Origin of the sequence: Streptomyces sp. NPDC059679 (assembly GCF_042734105.1) — a bacterium.
In the GTDB taxonomy this organism is placed as follows: Bacteria; Actinomycetota; Actinomycetes; order Streptomycetales; family Streptomycetaceae; genus Streptomyces.
Genome location: NZ_JBHWES010000006.1, coordinates 186,117 through 202,845, shown reverse-complemented (window position 1 = coordinate 202,845; position 16,729 = coordinate 186,117). Strand labels below are relative to the sequence as shown.

At 68.4% G+C, this 16,729-nt stretch carries 15 protein-coding genes; 7 read left to right on the top strand and 8 right to left on the bottom strand.

What is annotated here, in order from left to right; all coding sequences use genetic code 11:
- Window positions 1–28 precede the first annotated feature (28 nt).
- From ACFV2X_RS10150 to ACFV2X_RS10140, 3 genes are all read left to right on the top strand, one after another.
- On the top strand, window positions 29–757 hold the full coding sequence (locus tag ACFV2X_RS10150; protein ID WP_385613857.1) for an SDR family oxidoreductase: 729 nt from the start codon (window positions 29–31) through the stop codon (window positions 755–757).
- A 45-nt stretch (window positions 758–802) separates the two neighbouring features.
- Window positions 803–973, top strand: coding sequence for a hypothetical protein (locus ACFV2X_RS10145; RefSeq protein ID WP_385613855.1), 171 nt, complete (start codon window positions 803–805; stop codon window positions 971–973).
- A gap of 75 nt (window positions 974–1,048) precedes the next feature.
- A complete protein-coding gene (locus ACFV2X_RS10140; RefSeq protein WP_385613853.1) occupies window positions 1,049–2,098 on the top strand; it encodes an LLM class flavin-dependent oxidoreductase in 1,050 nt (349 codons plus the stop codon).
- Between the two features lie 211 nt (window positions 2,099–2,309).
- On the opposite strand, the gene ACFV2X_RS10135 is transcribed toward ACFV2X_RS10140, so the two are convergent.
- Complete coding sequence (locus ACFV2X_RS10135) at window positions 2,310–3,200, bottom strand: helix-turn-helix transcriptional regulator (RefSeq protein WP_385613851.1); 891 nt, start codon at window positions 3,198–3,200, stop codon at window positions 2,310–2,312.
- Between the two features lie 120 nt (window positions 3,201–3,320).
- Window positions 3,321–4,124 carry an SDR family oxidoreductase gene (locus ACFV2X_RS10130; RefSeq protein WP_385613849.1) on the bottom strand — a complete coding sequence of 268 codons (804 nt, stop codon included), beginning with the start codon at window positions 4,122–4,124 and terminating at the stop codon, window positions 3,321–3,323.
- Window positions 4,125–4,346: 222 nt separating this feature from the next.
- Between ACFV2X_RS10130 and ACFV2X_RS10125 the strand changes: the two genes are divergently transcribed.
- From ACFV2X_RS10125 to ACFV2X_RS10115, 3 genes are all read left to right on the top strand, one after another.
- Window positions 4,347–4,520, top strand: a complete 174-nt coding sequence (locus tag ACFV2X_RS10125) for an ATP-binding protein (protein WP_385613847.1) — start codon at window positions 4,347–4,349, stop codon at window positions 4,518–4,520.
- A gap of 1,084 nt (window positions 4,521–5,604) precedes the next feature.
- A complete protein-coding gene (locus ACFV2X_RS10120; RefSeq protein WP_385613845.1) occupies window positions 5,605–5,847 on the top strand; it encodes a type II toxin-antitoxin system VapB family antitoxin in 243 nt (80 codons plus the stop codon).
- 2 nt (window positions 5,848–5,849) lie between these two features.
- Window positions 5,850–6,266, top strand: a complete 417-nt coding sequence (locus tag ACFV2X_RS10115) for a PIN domain-containing protein (protein WP_385613842.1) — start codon at window positions 5,850–5,852, stop codon at window positions 6,264–6,266.
- A gap of 48 nt (window positions 6,267–6,314) precedes the next feature.
- On the opposite strand, the gene ACFV2X_RS10110 is transcribed toward ACFV2X_RS10115, so the two are convergent.
- Complete coding sequence (locus tag ACFV2X_RS10110; RefSeq protein WP_385613839.1) at window positions 6,315–7,160, bottom strand: alpha/beta hydrolase family protein; 846 nt, start codon at window positions 7,158–7,160, stop codon at window positions 6,315–6,317.
- An 87-nt stretch (window positions 7,161–7,247) separates the two neighbouring features.
- Window positions 7,248–9,575, bottom strand: coding sequence for a serine/threonine-protein kinase (locus tag ACFV2X_RS10105; protein ID WP_385613837.1), 2,328 nt, complete (start codon window positions 9,573–9,575; stop codon window positions 7,248–7,250).
- Window positions 9,576–9,859: 284 nt separating this feature from the next.
- Here ACFV2X_RS10105 and ACFV2X_RS10100 point away from each other — a divergent pair, with 284 nt between their 5' ends.
- Window positions 9,860–11,968, top strand: coding sequence for a PIG-L family deacetylase (locus ACFV2X_RS10100; RefSeq protein WP_385614018.1), 2,109 nt, complete (start codon window positions 9,860–9,862; stop codon window positions 11,966–11,968).
- 102 nt (window positions 11,969–12,070) lie between these two features.
- Here the strand turns inward: ACFV2X_RS10100 and tuf are convergent, their stop codons facing one another.
- The 4 genes from tuf to rpsL all read right to left on the bottom strand — a co-directional run bounded on the left by tuf (window position 12,071) and on the right by rpsL (window position 16,494).
- Window positions 12,071–13,264 (bottom strand): elongation factor Tu, encoded by a 1,194-nt coding sequence (gene tuf / locus ACFV2X_RS10095; protein ID WP_358631128.1) that lies wholly within the window; start codon window positions 13,262–13,264, stop codon window positions 12,071–12,073.
- 223 nt (window positions 13,265–13,487) lie between these two features.
- Complete coding sequence (fusA, locus tag ACFV2X_RS10090) at window positions 13,488–15,611, bottom strand: elongation factor G (RefSeq protein WP_385613834.1); 2,124 nt, start codon at window positions 15,609–15,611, stop codon at window positions 13,488–13,490.
- Window positions 15,612–15,649: 38 nt separating this feature from the next.
- On the bottom strand, window positions 15,650–16,120 hold the full coding sequence (rpsG, locus tag ACFV2X_RS10085) for a 30S ribosomal protein S7 (RefSeq protein WP_014178748.1): 471 nt from the start codon (window positions 16,118–16,120) through the stop codon (window positions 15,650–15,652).
- Window positions 16,121–16,122: 2 nt separating this feature from the next.
- A complete protein-coding gene (gene rpsL, locus ACFV2X_RS10080; protein ID WP_003948652.1) occupies window positions 16,123–16,494 on the bottom strand; it encodes a 30S ribosomal protein S12 in 372 nt (123 codons plus the stop codon).
- Window positions 16,495–16,729 lie beyond the last annotated feature (235 nt).

Genomic DNA, 16,729 nt, shown 5'->3' with positions numbered 1-16,729 from the left:
ACATGCATACCTGAATGAAAGGCGCATCATGAGGTTCGCAGTCATTGGCGGCACCGGGCTGATCGGGTCGCAGGTCGTCAGGAATCTGAACGCCGCCGGACACGAGGCGATACCGCACTCGCAGTCCACCGGAGTCGACGTCATCAGCGGCCAGGGGCTGGACGCGGCGGTGGCGGGAGCCGACGTCGTCGTCAACCTGACGAACTCCCCGACCTTCGACGAAGCCTCCCCGGCCTTCTTCCAGACCTCGATGGACAACCTCCTGGCCGCGGCCCACAAGGGCGGCGTCGGCCACTTCGTCATCCTCTCGATCGTCGGCACGGACCAGGTGCCGGAGCTGGACTACTACCGGGCCAAGGCGCTCCAGGAGCAGATTCTCGCGGCCGGGCCGATCCCCTACTCGATCGTCCGGGCGACGCAGTTCATGGAGTTCATGGACGCGGCGATGTCCTGGACCGCCGACGCCGACACCGTCCGGCTGCCCGCCACGCCGATCCAGCCGATCGCCGCAAAGGACGTGGCCAACGCGGTGGCGGAGGTCGCCGCGGGCACCCCGCTGAACGGCATCCGCAACATCGCCGGCCCCGAGATCTTCTCCCTGGACGAGCTGGGCCGGATCACCCTGTCCCACAAGGGCGACAACCGCACCGTGGTCACCGACCCCACCGCCGGCATGTTCGCCGTCGTCAAGGGCGACGTCCTCACCGACAGGCACGCTCACCTCGCCCCCACCCGCTACGCCGACTGGCTCTCCTGAGCGACATACCTGTGAACTCGGCGCGGGAAGCGCGCAGTAGAGAGCGTGGCAGCGTCCCGCATCGTGCTCGCCCTCTCCGGGGTGGTCGTCGATGACCTTGACACAGCCGGTCAGCGCGCGCAGTGCCGCACGGTCAGCGGCCAGCCGCTCGGCCCGCTGCGCGTCGGTGGGCTGTTGCTCGACATACTGTCCGAGACTCAGACCCGCCCCATTTGACTTAGCGCGCCGCCACCGGGGAAGACCGCAACGTGAGTCGTTCAGCCATGGAACCCGACGGCGAGAGGGATCAGCATGCGGACCGGCATCGTCATGACTGCACGCCCGGGTCTGGAGCACCTGGCCGCCCGTGCGGAGGAACTCGGCTTCAGTAGTTTCTGGGTATACGACACGCCGATGGTCCATGGTGATCCGTTCGTCAGCCTCGCGCTCTGCGCCAAGTCCACCAGCCGGATCAAACTCGGCATCGGGGTCACCTCACCGGCGCTGCGCTCCGCGCCCGCCGCGGCGGCGGCGCTCAGCAGTCTCAACGCCCTCGCTCCCGGCCGCATCATCTGCGGGGTCGGCACCGGCAACACCGCACGCCGCACGCTGGGCATGCGGCCTACGAAGATGGTGGAGCTGGAGTCGTTCACGGCCACCCTGCGGGATCTCACCGCCGACTGCGAGACGGACTACCACGAGGGAACCCGGACCAGCAGGGTGCGCTTCCTGCATGTCGGCGGCTACGTCAACACCGCGGACCCGGTGGAGTTCGTCGTGGCTGCATTCGGCCCGAAAGTTGCCGCCATCGCCGGCCGCCTGGGTACAGGAATGATCTCCTTCGCGCTGCACGCCCCCGCAGCCTGGTCCGCGCTCGGCCAGGCCCACCGGGCAGCGGCGGAGGCCGCGGGCAACAGCGAGAAGACGCATTCGTACCTCATCTCCTCCCTGTACGTTCTCGCCGACGGCGAGGACCGGTACGGCGATGCCGTCAAGGACGCAATGGGGCACATCGCGGTGAGCGCGCTGATCCTCGCAGTGGAGAACCCGGCCTTCCGCGCGGCCCTGTCTCAGGAGGAGTCCGCGGCCGTCGACCGCCTGCTCCAGCTACGCGGCACCACCGCCACCGACCCCAACCGCCACCACACCCTCTACCACAATTATCTCGGCCGACTGTCCACCGAGGACCGCGATCTCGTCGTGCCATCACTGGTGGACAAGTTCGGTCTGATCGGTACCAGGGATGAGATCGGACAGCAGATCAACACGCTGGAGAAGTCAGGGGTCAACGAGCTCGTGATCCAGCCCGTGGTGGACCCTGAGGCGGAAATGGCCGAGCTCGCGCGGCTCCTGCCCCGATGACGAATCCCGGCCGTCCCCGCCGAACCTCGATGTGCCCGACGGTCGTGCCGTCCTTGCGCTTGCGTAGCCGAAACGAGCCGCCGAGCCCGGCGGTCTCTTCACGGTTCAGCGGCAGGACTTGGGGGTCTACGTTGCACAATGACTGGCCGGACCCCGTGAACTGGTCCACAGCGAACGAGAGTCGTTCCGACGGACTGAAAAGGTTGGACTATCAGCTGAGTGCTTGAATCTCGGTCGCTGGCTTCTCCTGCCTAGCCGCCCACGACGCCAATAGGGCTAGACCGTCTGCGGTCGCCGTGCCAGCAGGCGCGGTGTAGACGTTCAGGAGCAGGCCGGGTTCGGCAGGCATCTCCATCGACTCGACGTCCAGGTCGAGCTGGCCCACTACCGGATGGTGCACACGCTTGCGTCCGGACCGGTGGAGCCGAACGTCCTGAGATGCCCACCGCTGCCGAAATAGTTCACTGCGTGTTGACAATTCACCGACTAGGGCGATCAGCTCCTCGTCGCGTGGATTGCGGCCGGCTTCCATGCGTAGCTTCGCGGCCACATCGCAGGCGATGTGGTCATAGTCGACGAAGAACGTTTTTGCCGCTTCGGGATCCAGATACACGAACCGCGCGGTGTTCACCGGCCGTCGCGCGTCGGCCAGCACCGGTGAATACAGCGCGCGGGCAAGGTGATTCATGGCCAGCACGTCATAACGGCCGTTGCAAATCCAAGCCGGCGCATCGGTGATGGCGTCGAGCACCCGCCGAAGCGCCGGACGCACCGTCACGGCGGGTCGCCGGCGGCGTGGACCGCTGGGCGCCCTGGACTGCCGCGCAAGGTGGAATAGGTGATCGCGCTCGGCCTCGTCAAGTTGCAAGGCAGAGGCCAACGCGTCGAGCACCCCGTCGGAGGCGCCGGCGAGGCTGCCGCGCTCCATACGCACGTAGTAGTCGACCGATACCCCCGCTAGTAGAGCCACCTCTTCGCGACGCAGACCTTTGACCCGGCGGTTGCCGCCGTAGGCGGGCAGTCCGGCCCGCTCGGGCGCGATCCGCGCGCGCCGCGAGCTCAGGAATTCCTTGATCTCAGTGCGCAGATCGATCGTGGCCACGCCTTCACCATAGGCCCTGTCCACAGGCGAAGGGAGGTCCTGCTGGTACCCCGACGGCTACGCACCCCCTCACACGCGGCATGCGCTCAGCGTCGTAGCAGGAAAAAGCCGCGTCGACGCCTAGGTACCTGATGCGGTCGTGGCGATGCCGCCGTCGATCGGGATGATGGTGCCCGTGAGGTAAGACCCGGCCCGGCCAGCGAGGAACACGGCGATACCTGCCATGTCGTCGTCGCGGCCGAGCCGGCGCAGAGGGGCCTTCGCCGCGATCGTGTCGCCGATGGCATCGAGCGTGGACGCCATCATCTGCGACGGGAACGGTCCTGGGGCTACCGCGTTCACCGTGACGTGCTGTGGGCCCAGTTCCCTGGCAAGCACTCTGGTGAGTTGATGGAGTGCCGCTTTGCTGCTGGCGTACGAGTAGTTGGGCGACTCGGCGACGTGGATGGCGGCGATACTGCCGATGTTAATGATCCGCGCGGGATCATCGGCGGTGCCCGCCCTGCGAAGTGCGGGGAGCAGCGCCTGCACCAGCCAGAACGGCGACTTGAGGTTGAGGTCGATCACTGCGTCCCATGCCTCGTCCGGGAACGTCTCCAGCGGCTCGCGCCACATCGCTCCCGCGTTGTTGACGAGGATGTCCAGGCGTTCCGAGTCGGCCTTGACAAGATCAGCGAGGCGCTGACACTCGTCGTACCTGGACAGGTCGGCGGGGATTGCTTGAACCTCGCCGAATTCGGACAGTAGATGCTGTGCCTCCGCGCACGCGTCTGCCTTGCGTGAGCTGATAACGACGCGGGCGCCCGCCTGCAGAAGGCCGCGCGCTATCATCATCCCAATTCCCCTAGTGCCGCCAGTGACAAGTGCGTACTTCCCGCTCAGATCGAAAAGGTCTGCGTGAGTGGTGAACTGGTTGTCCGGCATTGGTCTTCGTCTCTTCTGTCGTGGAAGCATGTGCTGACACGGTCGCGCGTCCGGTGCAGCTGAATTGAACTGACTCAAACAGGTTGACAGGCGTCCTGGACGTCTGGGAGACCCTGGTGATACAGGCACTGTGAGAACCCCCCTTGCCTGGTGCGCCGCATTTTCTTGATTGCTTTGATCTGTATTGCGACCCGGCATCGTCGTCGTGACCTCCGCATCGAGATGCGGGACCCCTGCCCGGAACGGCTGCCGACCATCCGCCCGAAGGAGGGCGCGAACGACCTCGGCGAGAACGGCCACGGACTCCTGCTCGTCGAGGAGTTGGCGGACCGCTGGGGCGTCGTACCCGAGCCGATCTGCAAGACGGTGTGGGCTGAACTCACCGTCCGCCTCTGACCTCGTCCGCCCGCAGCGGCGTCACCGAAGCCCGGAAAGACGGTCCTCGGTGGCCCGTACGCCCCGCTCGCGGGCGATCAAAGACAAAGAACCCCTGGAAAGAACCCACCCAACCCAACCAAACCTCACCCCCGTCACCCGCGCGGGTGATTCCACCCAACCGGGCTGGCGCTCAAGCGGTTCGGCGGGGCAGGCTCGGGCTCGACAACCCCAGACATGCGACGGCCCCCGGCCGGGACTCGCAATCCCGATCGAGGGCCTGACCACCGAGGAAGTAAGAGGCTTCCCGATGGCTGAACAGCAGCTTAGCGCGCACTCGCGCGCCCGTTCCGTGGTTCGCCGATCCGCAGGCGGCGTCACTCAGATCAGTGACTACCAGCCCAAGCGATACACGATCATCGGCGATCACCTCACCCAGAACCACGACCTCTCCCTGACCGCGATCGGGCTCGGCGCGCACATCCAGTCGCTGCCCGACGGGGCCGCCGCCCGCGCCCGAGCGCGTCGTACGGCCCCCGGTAGCCACCCCGCCACCGCCGCCGAGCACCGACGCCGCCCCCACACCACCGCCCGCGCGGCCCAGCCGCCCCGCACCGCCCCCACTCCCCCAGCCCGCCGCACCCACCCCGCAGCACCACTCCGCCGCCGCCCTGCTCGCCGAGCTGCGCCGCGACGACGCCCGGTTGCTGCTCGCCGAGCGCGACGTACGGCGCCTCGCGCCCGCCGTCGCGACCTGGCTGGAGCGCGGGGCCGCCCCCGACGCCGTACGCCGTGCCCTGGCCACGGACCTCCCGCCGGACCTGCGCCACCCGGCCGCCCTCCTCGCGCACCGTCTCACCACGCTGCTCCCGCCGCCTCTCCCAGCAGCCCAGCCCAGGTCGCACCACGTCCCCCTCCAGGAACTGCGACGGCTGCGACCGCGCCTTCCGTGCTCCACGCCCCGGGCTCTGCCGCGACTGCCGCGAGGCCCCACAGGCCCCGACGCGTGTCGCTGCCTGAGCGGGTCCGGTACCCGAACGAAGAGCTCTGCCTTTGTATGGAACATCCGCTAGCCTTGTATGTACCCCATGCTACGGAGGTACCGGTGTCAGCCACCCAGATCGACATCGATGACGAAGCTCTCGCGGAAGCCATGCGGCTGTCCGGCGCCAGGACCAAGAAGGAGATGGTCAACATCGCCTTGCGCGAATACGCGGAGCGGCGCGCGCGCACCGAAGCGCGCCTGCGCCACCTCGAAGCGGCCCAGCACTGGGACGAGGAAGGGTTCTGGCAGCGCCATGCGGCCGAGAAGGGCGCCGCTGACAGCACCGAGAAGGGCGCCGCCTGACCGTGATCCGCTACCTCGCTGACTCCACCGCCGTCTGGCGCCTCCAGCGAGATCGCAAGTTGAACGATCTCTGGGGACACGAACTCGACGAGGGTGCGATCGGCTCATGCGCCGCGCAGCGCACAGAATTCAGGCAGTCCGCGCGGAGTCTCGACGAGTACGACGGGATGGACGCGATGTTCGCCGACTCGTATCCGGATGTCTCCGTCCCAAAGACCGCCTGGAAATGGATCGAAGCCGGCCAGTACCGCCTCGCTCAACGCGGTCAGCACCAGAGCCTGTCTGCCGTCGACTGGCTAGTCTGTGCCACGGCCGCACACCACGGCCTTGTTGTACTGCACGACGACGCCGACTTCCGCGCGGCCGCACGTCTCCTTCCGGACCTGACAGAGCGCAACGTATACGCCACGCCGAGCTGATTGGACAACCTTCCCCACTACCCAATGGAGCGCTGACGCCCCAAGCCGCTACTCCGCCACCGCCAGCCGCCGGTCCAGGAAGTCGATGACCGTACGGGCCAGCGCGACACGGTGGTCGGACAGGGCGTGGTCGCTCGGGAAGACGTGGTGTTCCAGCCGGGGGACCGGGTGCGCCTCGTACGCCCTCACCAGGGGTTCGTGGTGGATCTCGTGCGGTGCCGCGGTATCGCGGCTGGTGCCGACGAGCAGTACGGGGCGGTCGGCCAGGCGCGGGGCGAGCCGAGCCAGGCTCCAGGCGTCCCCGGCCGTCTCCATCTCGGCGACGAGCGCTTCGCCGCTGGTGCCTCGCAGCGGCAGCAACTCCTCCTCGAACGCCTCCACGTACCCGCGGCGCACCGCCGGATCGGTGAATGTGGGGGCGACCGCGCCGAAGTTGAAGCCGGACACGGATGCCACCGCCCCGATGGTGAGGTCGTCCGCCGCCGTCATCAGCGCCGTGAAACCGCCGAGGCTGTGACCGACGAGGGCCAGCCGCCGGGGGTCGAGGCGGTGGGCACCCGCGATCTCGTCCGCGCGGATCGCGGCGGTCACCTGGGCGGCGTCCTCCAGGACATGACCCCAGGACCAGGTGCCGCCCATGCCCCATGAGCCCCGGTAGTGGAACACCAGAGCCGCGTAGCCCGCCCGGCGCAGCGCCTGCGCCAGGTCGAAGTTGCGCTCGTTGCCGGGGAAGCCGTGCAGGACGACGACGATCGGGTGCGGTCCGGGGCCAGCGGGTACGTGCAGGATCCCCTGCAAGGTCTCGCCGCCGCTGGTGAACCGCAGCGCCGGGGTGCTCGCCGCCGGCGTCAGCGCGCTCGACGGGTCGGATACGAGGAAGTCGGCCGTCATCATCTCTCCACTATCGAGATCCCGGGCTCCGAGATGTCCGCATTCGAGACCTCACACGAGATCGAGAAGCCTCATTGTCCGCCCTACGTCTCAGGCCATTGCTCCGGTGGCCGTATCCAGCGCATACACGGCTTCTCTGTTCTTGCTGACGACATACAGCACCCCGTCGCCGATCCGCAGGGAGCTGCCACTGATGTCTGAGCCCCACTTCTTCGTACCGGTGGCCGCGTCGAGCGCCTGGACATGGGGGTTGTCGGCGGTCTTGCTGACGTACACCACCTTGCCGGCACCCACCAACTCCTGACGGTCAGGGCTGGTGATCGACCACTCCGTCGCCCCCGAGGCCACGTTCAGCGCATACGCCTGATCACGTCCGCGTACGTACAACGCCCCGCCGATTGCCGTCAGCGTGCCGAAGCCCAGGTCGTCTCCGCCTTCCGGGCGCACGGACCACTTCTGCTTCCCGGTGGCGGCATCCAGCGCATGTACCTCCTGGTCATAATTCTTGGCGGAGGACCCGACGACATATGCCACCCCGTCGGCCACCGCCGTGCCCTTGTGCGCGCTGGATTCGCCCCCCGCAAACGCGTTGGTGGGGCTGACGAACTCCCATTTCCGCGCGCCCGTGGCCGCGTCCAGCGCATACAGGGTGATGGGCTCGACGACCGTACGGGTGTACACCAGCCCGCCGGCCGTCCATAGGCGATCCGCCCAACGGCCGGTCAACTCCCACTTCTTGCTGCCGGTGGCCGCGTCGAGCGCCCGCAGGTCGCCCTTGCCGTCGATGCAGACGTGCACTGCCCCGTCGTCCGCTGCCAGATAGTCCTTGACGCCGACGATTCCGCGTCGCGTCGCCCACTTCTCGTTCCCGGTGGCCGCGTCCAAGGAGTGGATGGCGTCATCGCCCGAGACGTACACCTGCACCATCCCGCCGACCGTCGTCAACCAGGTGGCGCTGCCGCCGGGGGCGTAGTCCCACTTCTTCTTTCCGGTGGCCGCGTCCAGAACGCAGAGTTTTTCGTCCGAGACGTTGACGTACACCGCTCCGTCGATCACCGCCGGAGGCGGGACGTTCAGGGAGTCGCCCTCCTTGGCACCGGCTTGGCCGAAGCCCCCGTCCTTGAGGCGGTAGGACCACTTCTTCTTCCCGGTGGCCCCGTCCAGCGCGTACACCGTGGCGTCCTGGAGGTCCTGCCCCTTGATGTACACCACCTTGCCGTCCACCACCGGGGGCGAGAGCTTTTGGCCACCGGCGGCGAACCATGCCCCGCTTGCCGATGTCCCGTGGTCGGGCGACTTCCCGTCGTCGGAAGACGTCCCGTCGTCGAGAAGGGCGAAGCCGGTCGGGATGCCCGCACCGGCCGCGATGGCGGCGGCACCGAACCACAAGGCCCTGCGCCGGGTGACGAGCCCTGTCCGGAGTGGGGTCGGCCGGTCCACGCGCGTCGGCGGTAGCCCGGCCGTCGCGGTGGGTGCGTCCGCCGTCGCGGGCGACGCGGGGCCGGCGGGTGGGGTATCGCTGGTATCCCTGGCGTCCCTGGTATCCCTGGCGTCCCTGCCCTCGGCGGTGCGCGTGGCCATGTCGTGCAGGCTCGGGCCCGAGGCCGCCGCGAATGAGAGGGCGCGGAGGCGGTCGTGGACCCGGGCCGCGGAGGGCGGCCGGTCCTCGGGCGCCTTGGCGAGCAGTTCCATGACGAGGTCGTCCAGGGCCGCCGGCACCCCGGGCCGGATCCGCCCCGGGGGCACGGGGGTCTTGGTCAGATGTGCGCTCATCATCGACGCCGCGCTGGTGGCATCGAACGGGAGCTGCCCGGTGAGCAGTTCGTGGAGGACACAGCCGAGGGAGTACAGGTCCGAGCGCGCTTCGCCGGAGTGCCCGTCGAACCGCTCCGGCGGCATGTACGGGAACGTCCCCATCACCTTGCTCGACGGCAGCGCCTCCATGAACCGGGCGATGCCGAAGTCAAGGATCTTCACCCGCCCGTCCGCGGCCAGATGCAGGTTCGCCGGCTTCAGATCCCGGTGGATGACGTCCGCCTCATGGGCCCGGGCCAGCCCGGCCGCCACCTGCGCGATCCAGTCGACCACGGTGGGCACCGGTGGGGGGCCGTCCTCACGGAGTACCGAGGCCAGGTTCCGCCCCTCGAGCAACTCCATGACCAGGAACAGCGACCCCTCCGCCTCGTCCTCACCGAAGTCGTGCACGGTGACCACGGCGGGATGGTTGAGCGCTCCGGCGGTGTTGGCCTCGCGGCGGAACAAGTCGGCAGCGGCGGTATCGCCTCTGTCGTGCGGCAGCAGCTTGACCGCCACCCGCCGCCCGATCACCCGGTCGCGGCCCTCCCACACCTCGCCCATACCGCCGCGGCCGACGAACCGCACCAGTTCGTAACGCCCGACCAGAACCCGCGTCACCATTCGTGCCCCCCAAGCGGAATGAGCGAAGCGTAGCGGCCGGGCGCCGGGGGCGCAGCCGTCACTCCCGCCCCTTCGCCCTGCCGCGTCAGCGGAGCATCAACGGGGCGTCAACGGGGACCGCCACGCTTGCCCGGATCGAGCACCCGCAAACCAACTCTTGCCCGATTCGTGACCGACACCATGCCCAACGGGGACAACCTCCCAAGATCACCAGCCGTCCCATAGCACGGGGAGGCAGCCGGAGACAACGTGCTGCACAACGGGACGGGGTCATCAGGTTGAATATTCGAAACACCACGCCTGCCGCCACGCGCAGGCAGGCACTCGCCGCGCTGGCCGCTCTCACCGCCGCCACCGCCGCCACCACCGCGGGCTGCAGCGGCTCCTCGGGCGGCTCGCCCACCTCGGCCGTCCCGGTCCGGCCGCTGTCGCCGCGCCCCGCGGAGTCGTTCGCGAACACCGAGAACGCGCTGCTGCTGCAGATCCTCGCCCACCCCGACGACGACCTGTACTTCATGAACCCGGACGCCGAGCACATGCTGACCGCGGGGGTGCCCGTGGTCTGCGTGTACGTCACGGCGGGCGAGGCGGCGGGGATCAACCGGGAGGCCGGTACGCCCCGGCCGGCCGCCGACAAGGCCGCGTACTCCGCCGCTCGCCACCAGGGGCTGCGCCAGGCGTACGCGCAGTTGCTGGGGCTCGACAAGTTCACCCGCTGGCGGCGCTCGGTGCTTGAGCTGCCCGGCGGGGTCACGGCGGAGACGAACGTGCTGGGGAACGGCGGGCGCAGCGTGCGGCTGATCTTCCTCAACATCGCCATGCTGTCCGCGGGGAACGTACGCATCCCCCAGCTGTGGAATCTCCCGGGCATCCTCATGCGTACGCTCATCGCCGCCGACTCCCCGGTCCGCACCCCCAGCACCTACCGCCACCAGACCCTCGTCGACGTGCTCGCCGGGATCATGGACCGCTACCGGCCCACCGTGATCCACACCCTGGACCCCGACCCCGACTTCCAGATCCACGACGCCACCCACCCCCGCGACAACGACCAGCCGGGCTGCTCCGACCACCGGGACCACACCCCGGTCGCGCTGTTCGCCTGGAAGGCCATCGCGCAGTGGGCGGACGATGTGGCGCGGCGCGAGAAGCGGGCGCCGCGCTTCACGGTCACGTCGTTCCGCGGCTACTACAACCAGCGCTGGCCGCACAATCTGCCGCCCGCCGTGGTCGAGCAGAAGGCCCGCGCCGTGGCGGCGTACGGCGGCAGCCCGCAGTGGGACTGCGGCAACGTGGCGGGCTGCGGCGACTACGGGCAGGGCGGCACCCGGCCGCTGACCAACCGCAAGGGCTGGATCCGCTCCACCCACTACCGCTACCCCAGCGCCCTGCCCACGCCGCTGACCGACCCCGACGGCCGCCTCGTCGCATACGGCGCGCTGGGCGCGCAGGCCGTGCGGTGGCGCGAGACCGCGCCCGGCAGCGGGCGCTTCGGCGCGCCGCAGGGCCTGGGCGGCGGGCCGCTGGCCCCGGCGCTGTGCGCGGTCCGGGACGCCCGCGGCCGTCATGTGCTGGTCGCGCTGCGCTTCTCCGCGCTGGACGGACAGGGCGGCGCCAACACCCGCGAGCTGGTGGCGCTGGAGCAGCGCACCCCGGGCGGGCCGTTCCGGGCGTGGACCGGCCTCGGCACCCCCGACTCCGACCCCGAGCACGGCCGCCGCGTCGGCTGCCCGGCGGCCGTGGCCACCCCGGACGGCCGGGTCCATCTCTTCGTACGCACCGCCGACAAGGGCCTGGCCACCCGGATACGGGACGCGAACGGGGCGTGGGGGCCCTGGCAGCGGCTGGAGGGCGGCGAGATCCAGGACGGGCTGACCGTACTGCTGGACCGGCAGGCGCGGGTCCATGTCGTCGCGGCGGGCCGTGACACCGTGCACTACTGGGCCCAGGACCGGCCGGGCGACCCGGTGGCGCTCCGGCCGCTCGCGGGCCTGCCGCGGCCGGGCGAGCAGCCGGGCGCGGTGCCCTCCCCGGACGGGTCGATCGCGCTGGTCTACCGCCCGCCCGCCGGTGCGGTGCCGTACGTACACAGCGGCGGCACCTCCGTACCGCTGCGCCACTTCGAGGGCTACGGCCCGGTCACCGCCCACGCCCTGGCCGCGTCCGGCGGCCGCCAGGGGCCGCTTCTGCTGCTGAGCCGGGATCTGAACGGCGAGGTCCAGGTCCAGTACGGCACGAAGCCCGCGGCCAAACCGCTGCGCCCCACCAGCCGGCTGGTCCCGGTGGGCACGCCGACGCTGCTGGCGGGCGAGGGCGAGCAGGTGCGCGTGGTGGGCATGTCCCCCGGCGCCACGCCCTGGATCTGGCGGCCCCGCGCCACGTCCCGGGCCTGACCGCCCTACGCGAACACGCCAAAGGCCCCGCTCCACCGTCCTCGCGGACGGGGGTGCGGGGCCTTCGAGCAGCCCGCTCCGTAGAGCTTGAGCAGCGTCAGGTCACTTGACGATCTTGGTGACCTGGCCGGCGCCGACAGTCCGGCCACCCTCACGGATGGCGAACTTCAGGCCCTCCTCCATGGCGACCGGCTGGATCAGCTGGACCGACATCTCGGTGTTGTCGCCCGGCATGACCATCTCGGTGCCCTCGGGGAGGGTCACAACGCCCGTCACGTCCGTGGTACGGAAGTAGAACTGCGGACGGTAGTTGTTGAAGAACGGGGTGTGGCGACCGCCCTCGTCCTTCGACAGGATGTAGGCCTGGGCCTCGAACTCGGTGTGCGGGGTGACCGAACCGGGCTTGATGATGACCTGGCCGCGCTCGACGTCCTCGCGCTTGATGCCGCGGAGCAGCAGACCGACGTTCTCACCGGCCTGGCCCTCGTCGAGCAGCTTGCGGAACATCTCGATGCCGGTGACCGTGGTGGTGGTCTTCTCGGTCTTGATGCCGATGATGTCGACGGTCTCGTTGACCTTCAGCACACCGCGCTCGATACGGCCGGTGACGACCGTACCGCGACCGGTGATGGTGAAGACATCCTCGATCGGCATCAGGAACGGCTTGTCGACGTCGCGCTCGGGCTGCGGGATGGCCTCGTCCACGGCCTCCATCAGCTTGAGGACGGACTCGCCCCACTCCTTGTCGCCCTCGAGCGCCTTGAGCGCCGAGACCTTGACGACCGGAAGGTCGTCGCCCGGGAACTCGTACTCGGAGAGGAGCTCACGCACCTCGAGCTCGACGAGCTCCATGATCTCCTCGTCGTCCACCATGTCGGCCTTGTTCAGGGCGACAACGATGTACGGAACGCCGACCTGGCGGGCCAGGAGCACGTGCTCCTTGGTCTGCGGCATCGGGCCGTCGGTGGCGGCGACCACGAGGATGGCGCCGTCCATCTGCGCGGCACCGGTGATCATGTTCTTGATGTAGTCCGCGTGACCCGGGCAGTCGACGTGCGCGTAGTGACGCGACTCCGTCTGGTACTCGACGTGCGCGATGGAGATGGTGATACCGCGCTGACGCTCCTCAGGAGCCTTGTCGATCTGATCGAAGGCCGAGGCCTCGTTCAGGTCCGGGTACTTGTCGTGCAGCACCTTGGTGATCGCCGCGGTAAGGGTCGTCTTACCGTGGTCGATGTGACCGATGGTGCCGATGTTGACGTGCGGCTTAGTCCGCTCGAACTTCGCCTTCGCCACTGGGGTCCTCCTGTGGAGTGGTTCTGTACGCATCCACACTTTGCGGATGGGTTCAGGTGGTCTTTCCGAACCGGCCAGGACCCCGAGGGGGATGCCCTTCGCCGTATTCGTGTGGGGGCCGGCGGCCGGGGCCCGTCACAGATGCCACCATGAGCGATCTGTGACGGAATACCCCGATGCCTTTGCTCCAGCCTAAAGGGTGAGAAACGCGGATGAACCCGCCTTACTCGCCCTTGGCCTTCGCGATGATCTCCTCGGCGACGCTCCTGGGAACCTCGGCGTAGGAGTCGAACTGCATGGAGTAGCTGGCGCGACCGGAGGTCTTGCTCCGGAGGTCGCCCACGTAACCGAACATCTCCGACAGCGGAACCAGGCCGGTGACCAGCTTGGCGCCACTGCGGTCCTCCATGGACTGAATCTGTCCACGGCGGGAGTTGATGTCACCGATCACGTCGCCCATGTAGTCCTCGGGCGTGGTGACCTCGACCTTCATCATCGGCTCGAGCAGGGCCGGGGAGGCCTTGCGGGCAGCCTCCTTGAAGGCCATCGAACCGGCGATCTTGAAGGCCATTTCGGAGGAGTCGACCTCGTGGTAGCCACCGTCGAGAAGCGTGACCTTGACGCCGGTCAGCGGGTAGCCCGCGAGCACGCCGAACTCCATGGCCTCCTGGCAGCCCGCGTCCACGGACGGGATGTACTCCCGCGGGATACGGCCACCGGTGACCTTGTTCTCGAACTCGTAGCCGTCGCCCTCGAGCGGCGCGATGGCGATCTGGACCTTCGCGAACTGGCCCGAACCACCGGTCTGCTTCTTGTGCGTGTAGTCGACCCGGTCGACGCTCTTGCGGAGCGTCTCGCGGTAGGCCACCTGCGGCTTGCCGACGTTGGCCTCGACCTTGAACTCACGCTTCATACGGTCGACCAGCACGTCGAGGTGCAGCTCGCCCATACCCGCGATGATGGTCTGGCCGGTCTCCTCGTTGGTCTTGACCCGGAAGGACGGGTCCTCCTCAGCGAGGCGCTGGATGGCCACACCCAGCTTCTCCTGGTCGCCCTTCGACTTGGGCTCGATGGCGACCTCGATGACCGGGGCCGGGAAGTCCATCGACTCGAGGATCACCGGGTTCGCCGGGTCGCAGAGGGTCTCACCGGTGGTGGTCTGCTTGAGACCCATGACGGCGACGATGTCGCCGGCACCCACCGAGTCGATCTCCTCACGCTTGTTGGCGTGCATCCGGTAGATCTTGCCGATGCGCTCCTTCTTGCCCTTCACGGAGTTCTGCACCTGGGTGCCGGTCTCCATGCGGCCCGAGTAGACCCGGACGAAGGTGAGCTTGCCGAGGTGCGGGTCGCTCATGATCTTGAACGCCAGACCCGCGAACGGCTCGTCGTCCGACGGCTTGCGCTTGACGACCTCGTCGGGGTCCTTCACCGAGTGGCCCTCGACGGCCTCGATGTCCAGCGGCGAGGGGAGGTAGCGCACGACCGCGTCGAGCAGCGGCTGAACACCCTTGTTCTTGAAGGCGGTGCCACAGAACACGGGGGTGATCGTCGGCGAGCCCTCGGTGCCGGTGGAGGCGATGGTGATACGGCGGATCGCCGCGTACAGCTGCTCCACGGTGGGCTCCTCGCCCTCCAGGTACAGCTCCATCATCTGCTCGTCGTTCTCGGCGACGGCCTCGAGGAGCTTGCCGCGCCACTCGTCGGCGGCCTCGAGGTGGGTGTCCGGGATGTCGACGGTGTCGTACATCTCGCCCTTGGTCGCCTCGGCGGACCAGACGAACGCCTTCATGGTGACGAGGTCGACGACGCCCTTGAAGTCGGCCTCGGTACCGATCGGCAGCTGCATGACCAGCGGCACCGCGCCCAGGCGGTCCACGATCATGTCCACACAGCGGTGGAACTCGGCACCGGTGCGGTCGAGCTTGTTGACGAAGCAGATACGCGGAACGCCGTAGCGGTCCGCCTGACGCCACACAGTCTCGGACTGCGGCTCCACACCGGCCACACCGTCGAACACCGTCACGGCGCCGTCGAGCACGCGCAGCGAGCGCTCCACCTCGACGGTGAAGTCGACGTGGCCCGGGGTGTCGATGATGTTGATGGTGTGATCGACGTTCTCGAGCGGCCAGTGACAGGTCGTCGCGGCCGACGTGATCGTGATGCCGCGCTCCTGCTCCTGCTCCATCCAGTCCATGGTGGCAGCGCCATCGTGGACCTCACCGATCTTGTAGCTCACGCCGGTGTAGAACAGGATCCGCTCGGTGGTGGTCGTCTTGCCCGCGTCGATGTGGGCCATGATCCCAATGTTGCGGACCTTGGCCAGGTCAAGTGAAGTGGTGGCCATATGGCTCAGTCTTCTCTCGGTTCTCGATGGGGTAGCGACTACCAGCGGTAGTGCGCGAAGGCCTTGTTGGACTCGGCCATCTTGTGGGTGTCCTCGCGACGCTTGACGGAGGCGCCCAGACCGTTGCTGGCGTCCAGCAGCTCGTTCATCAGGCGCTCGGTCATGGTCTTCTCGCGACGGGCGCGGGAGTAGCCCACGAGCCAGCGCAGCGCGAGGGTGGAGGAGCGGCCGGGGCGAACCTCGACCGGCACCTGGTAGGTGGCGCCACCGACGCGGCGGGAGCGGACCTCGAGGGTCGGCTTCACGTTCTCCAGCGCGCGCTTGAGCGTGATGACCGGGTCGTTGCCGGACTTCTCGCGCAGGCCCTCCATGGCGCCGTAGACGATGCGCTCGGCGGTGGAGCGCTTGCCGTTCAGCAGCACCTTGTTGATGAGGGAGGTCACCAGAGGAGAGTTGTAGACCGGGTCGATGATGACCGGGCGCTTCGGGGCGGGGCCCTTACGAGGCATTCTTACTTCTCCTTCTTGGCGCCGTAGCGGCTGCGAGCCTGCTTGCGGTTCTTGACGCCCTGCGTGTCGAGGGAGCCGCGGATGATCTTGTAGCGAACACCCGGCAGGTCCTTCACACGGCCGCCACGCACGAGCACGATGGAGTGCTCCTGGAGGTTGTGGCCCTCACCCGGAATGTAAGCGGTGACCTCGATGCCGCTGGTCAGACGCACACGCGCGACCTTACGCAGGGCCGAGTTCGGCTTCTTCGGGGTGGTCGTGAAAACACGCGTGCAGACGCCACGACGCTGGGGCGAACCCTCGAGCGCGGGCGTCTTGTTCTTCTCGACCTTGTCCTGCCGGCCCTTGCGGACCAGCTGCTGGATCGTAGGCACCGTTTCTCCGGTTTCTGTGTGCCAGTCTCGATAAAGCTAACCTGGGGATTTCTCCGACCCACGCGGTCGGGTGTGTCGCGCACTGCAGACCCCCGCGCAGATTGCGGGAGAGTGCAGATTGTCGGTGTCGACACCTCGGTCTCCCGGAGAGGCCCCTCCGGGCCCTGAGGCCACTGAAGAGTGCGCATACGGGAGCCCAGGGACACCCCAGGCACAAGGTCAGAGCGTACCTACC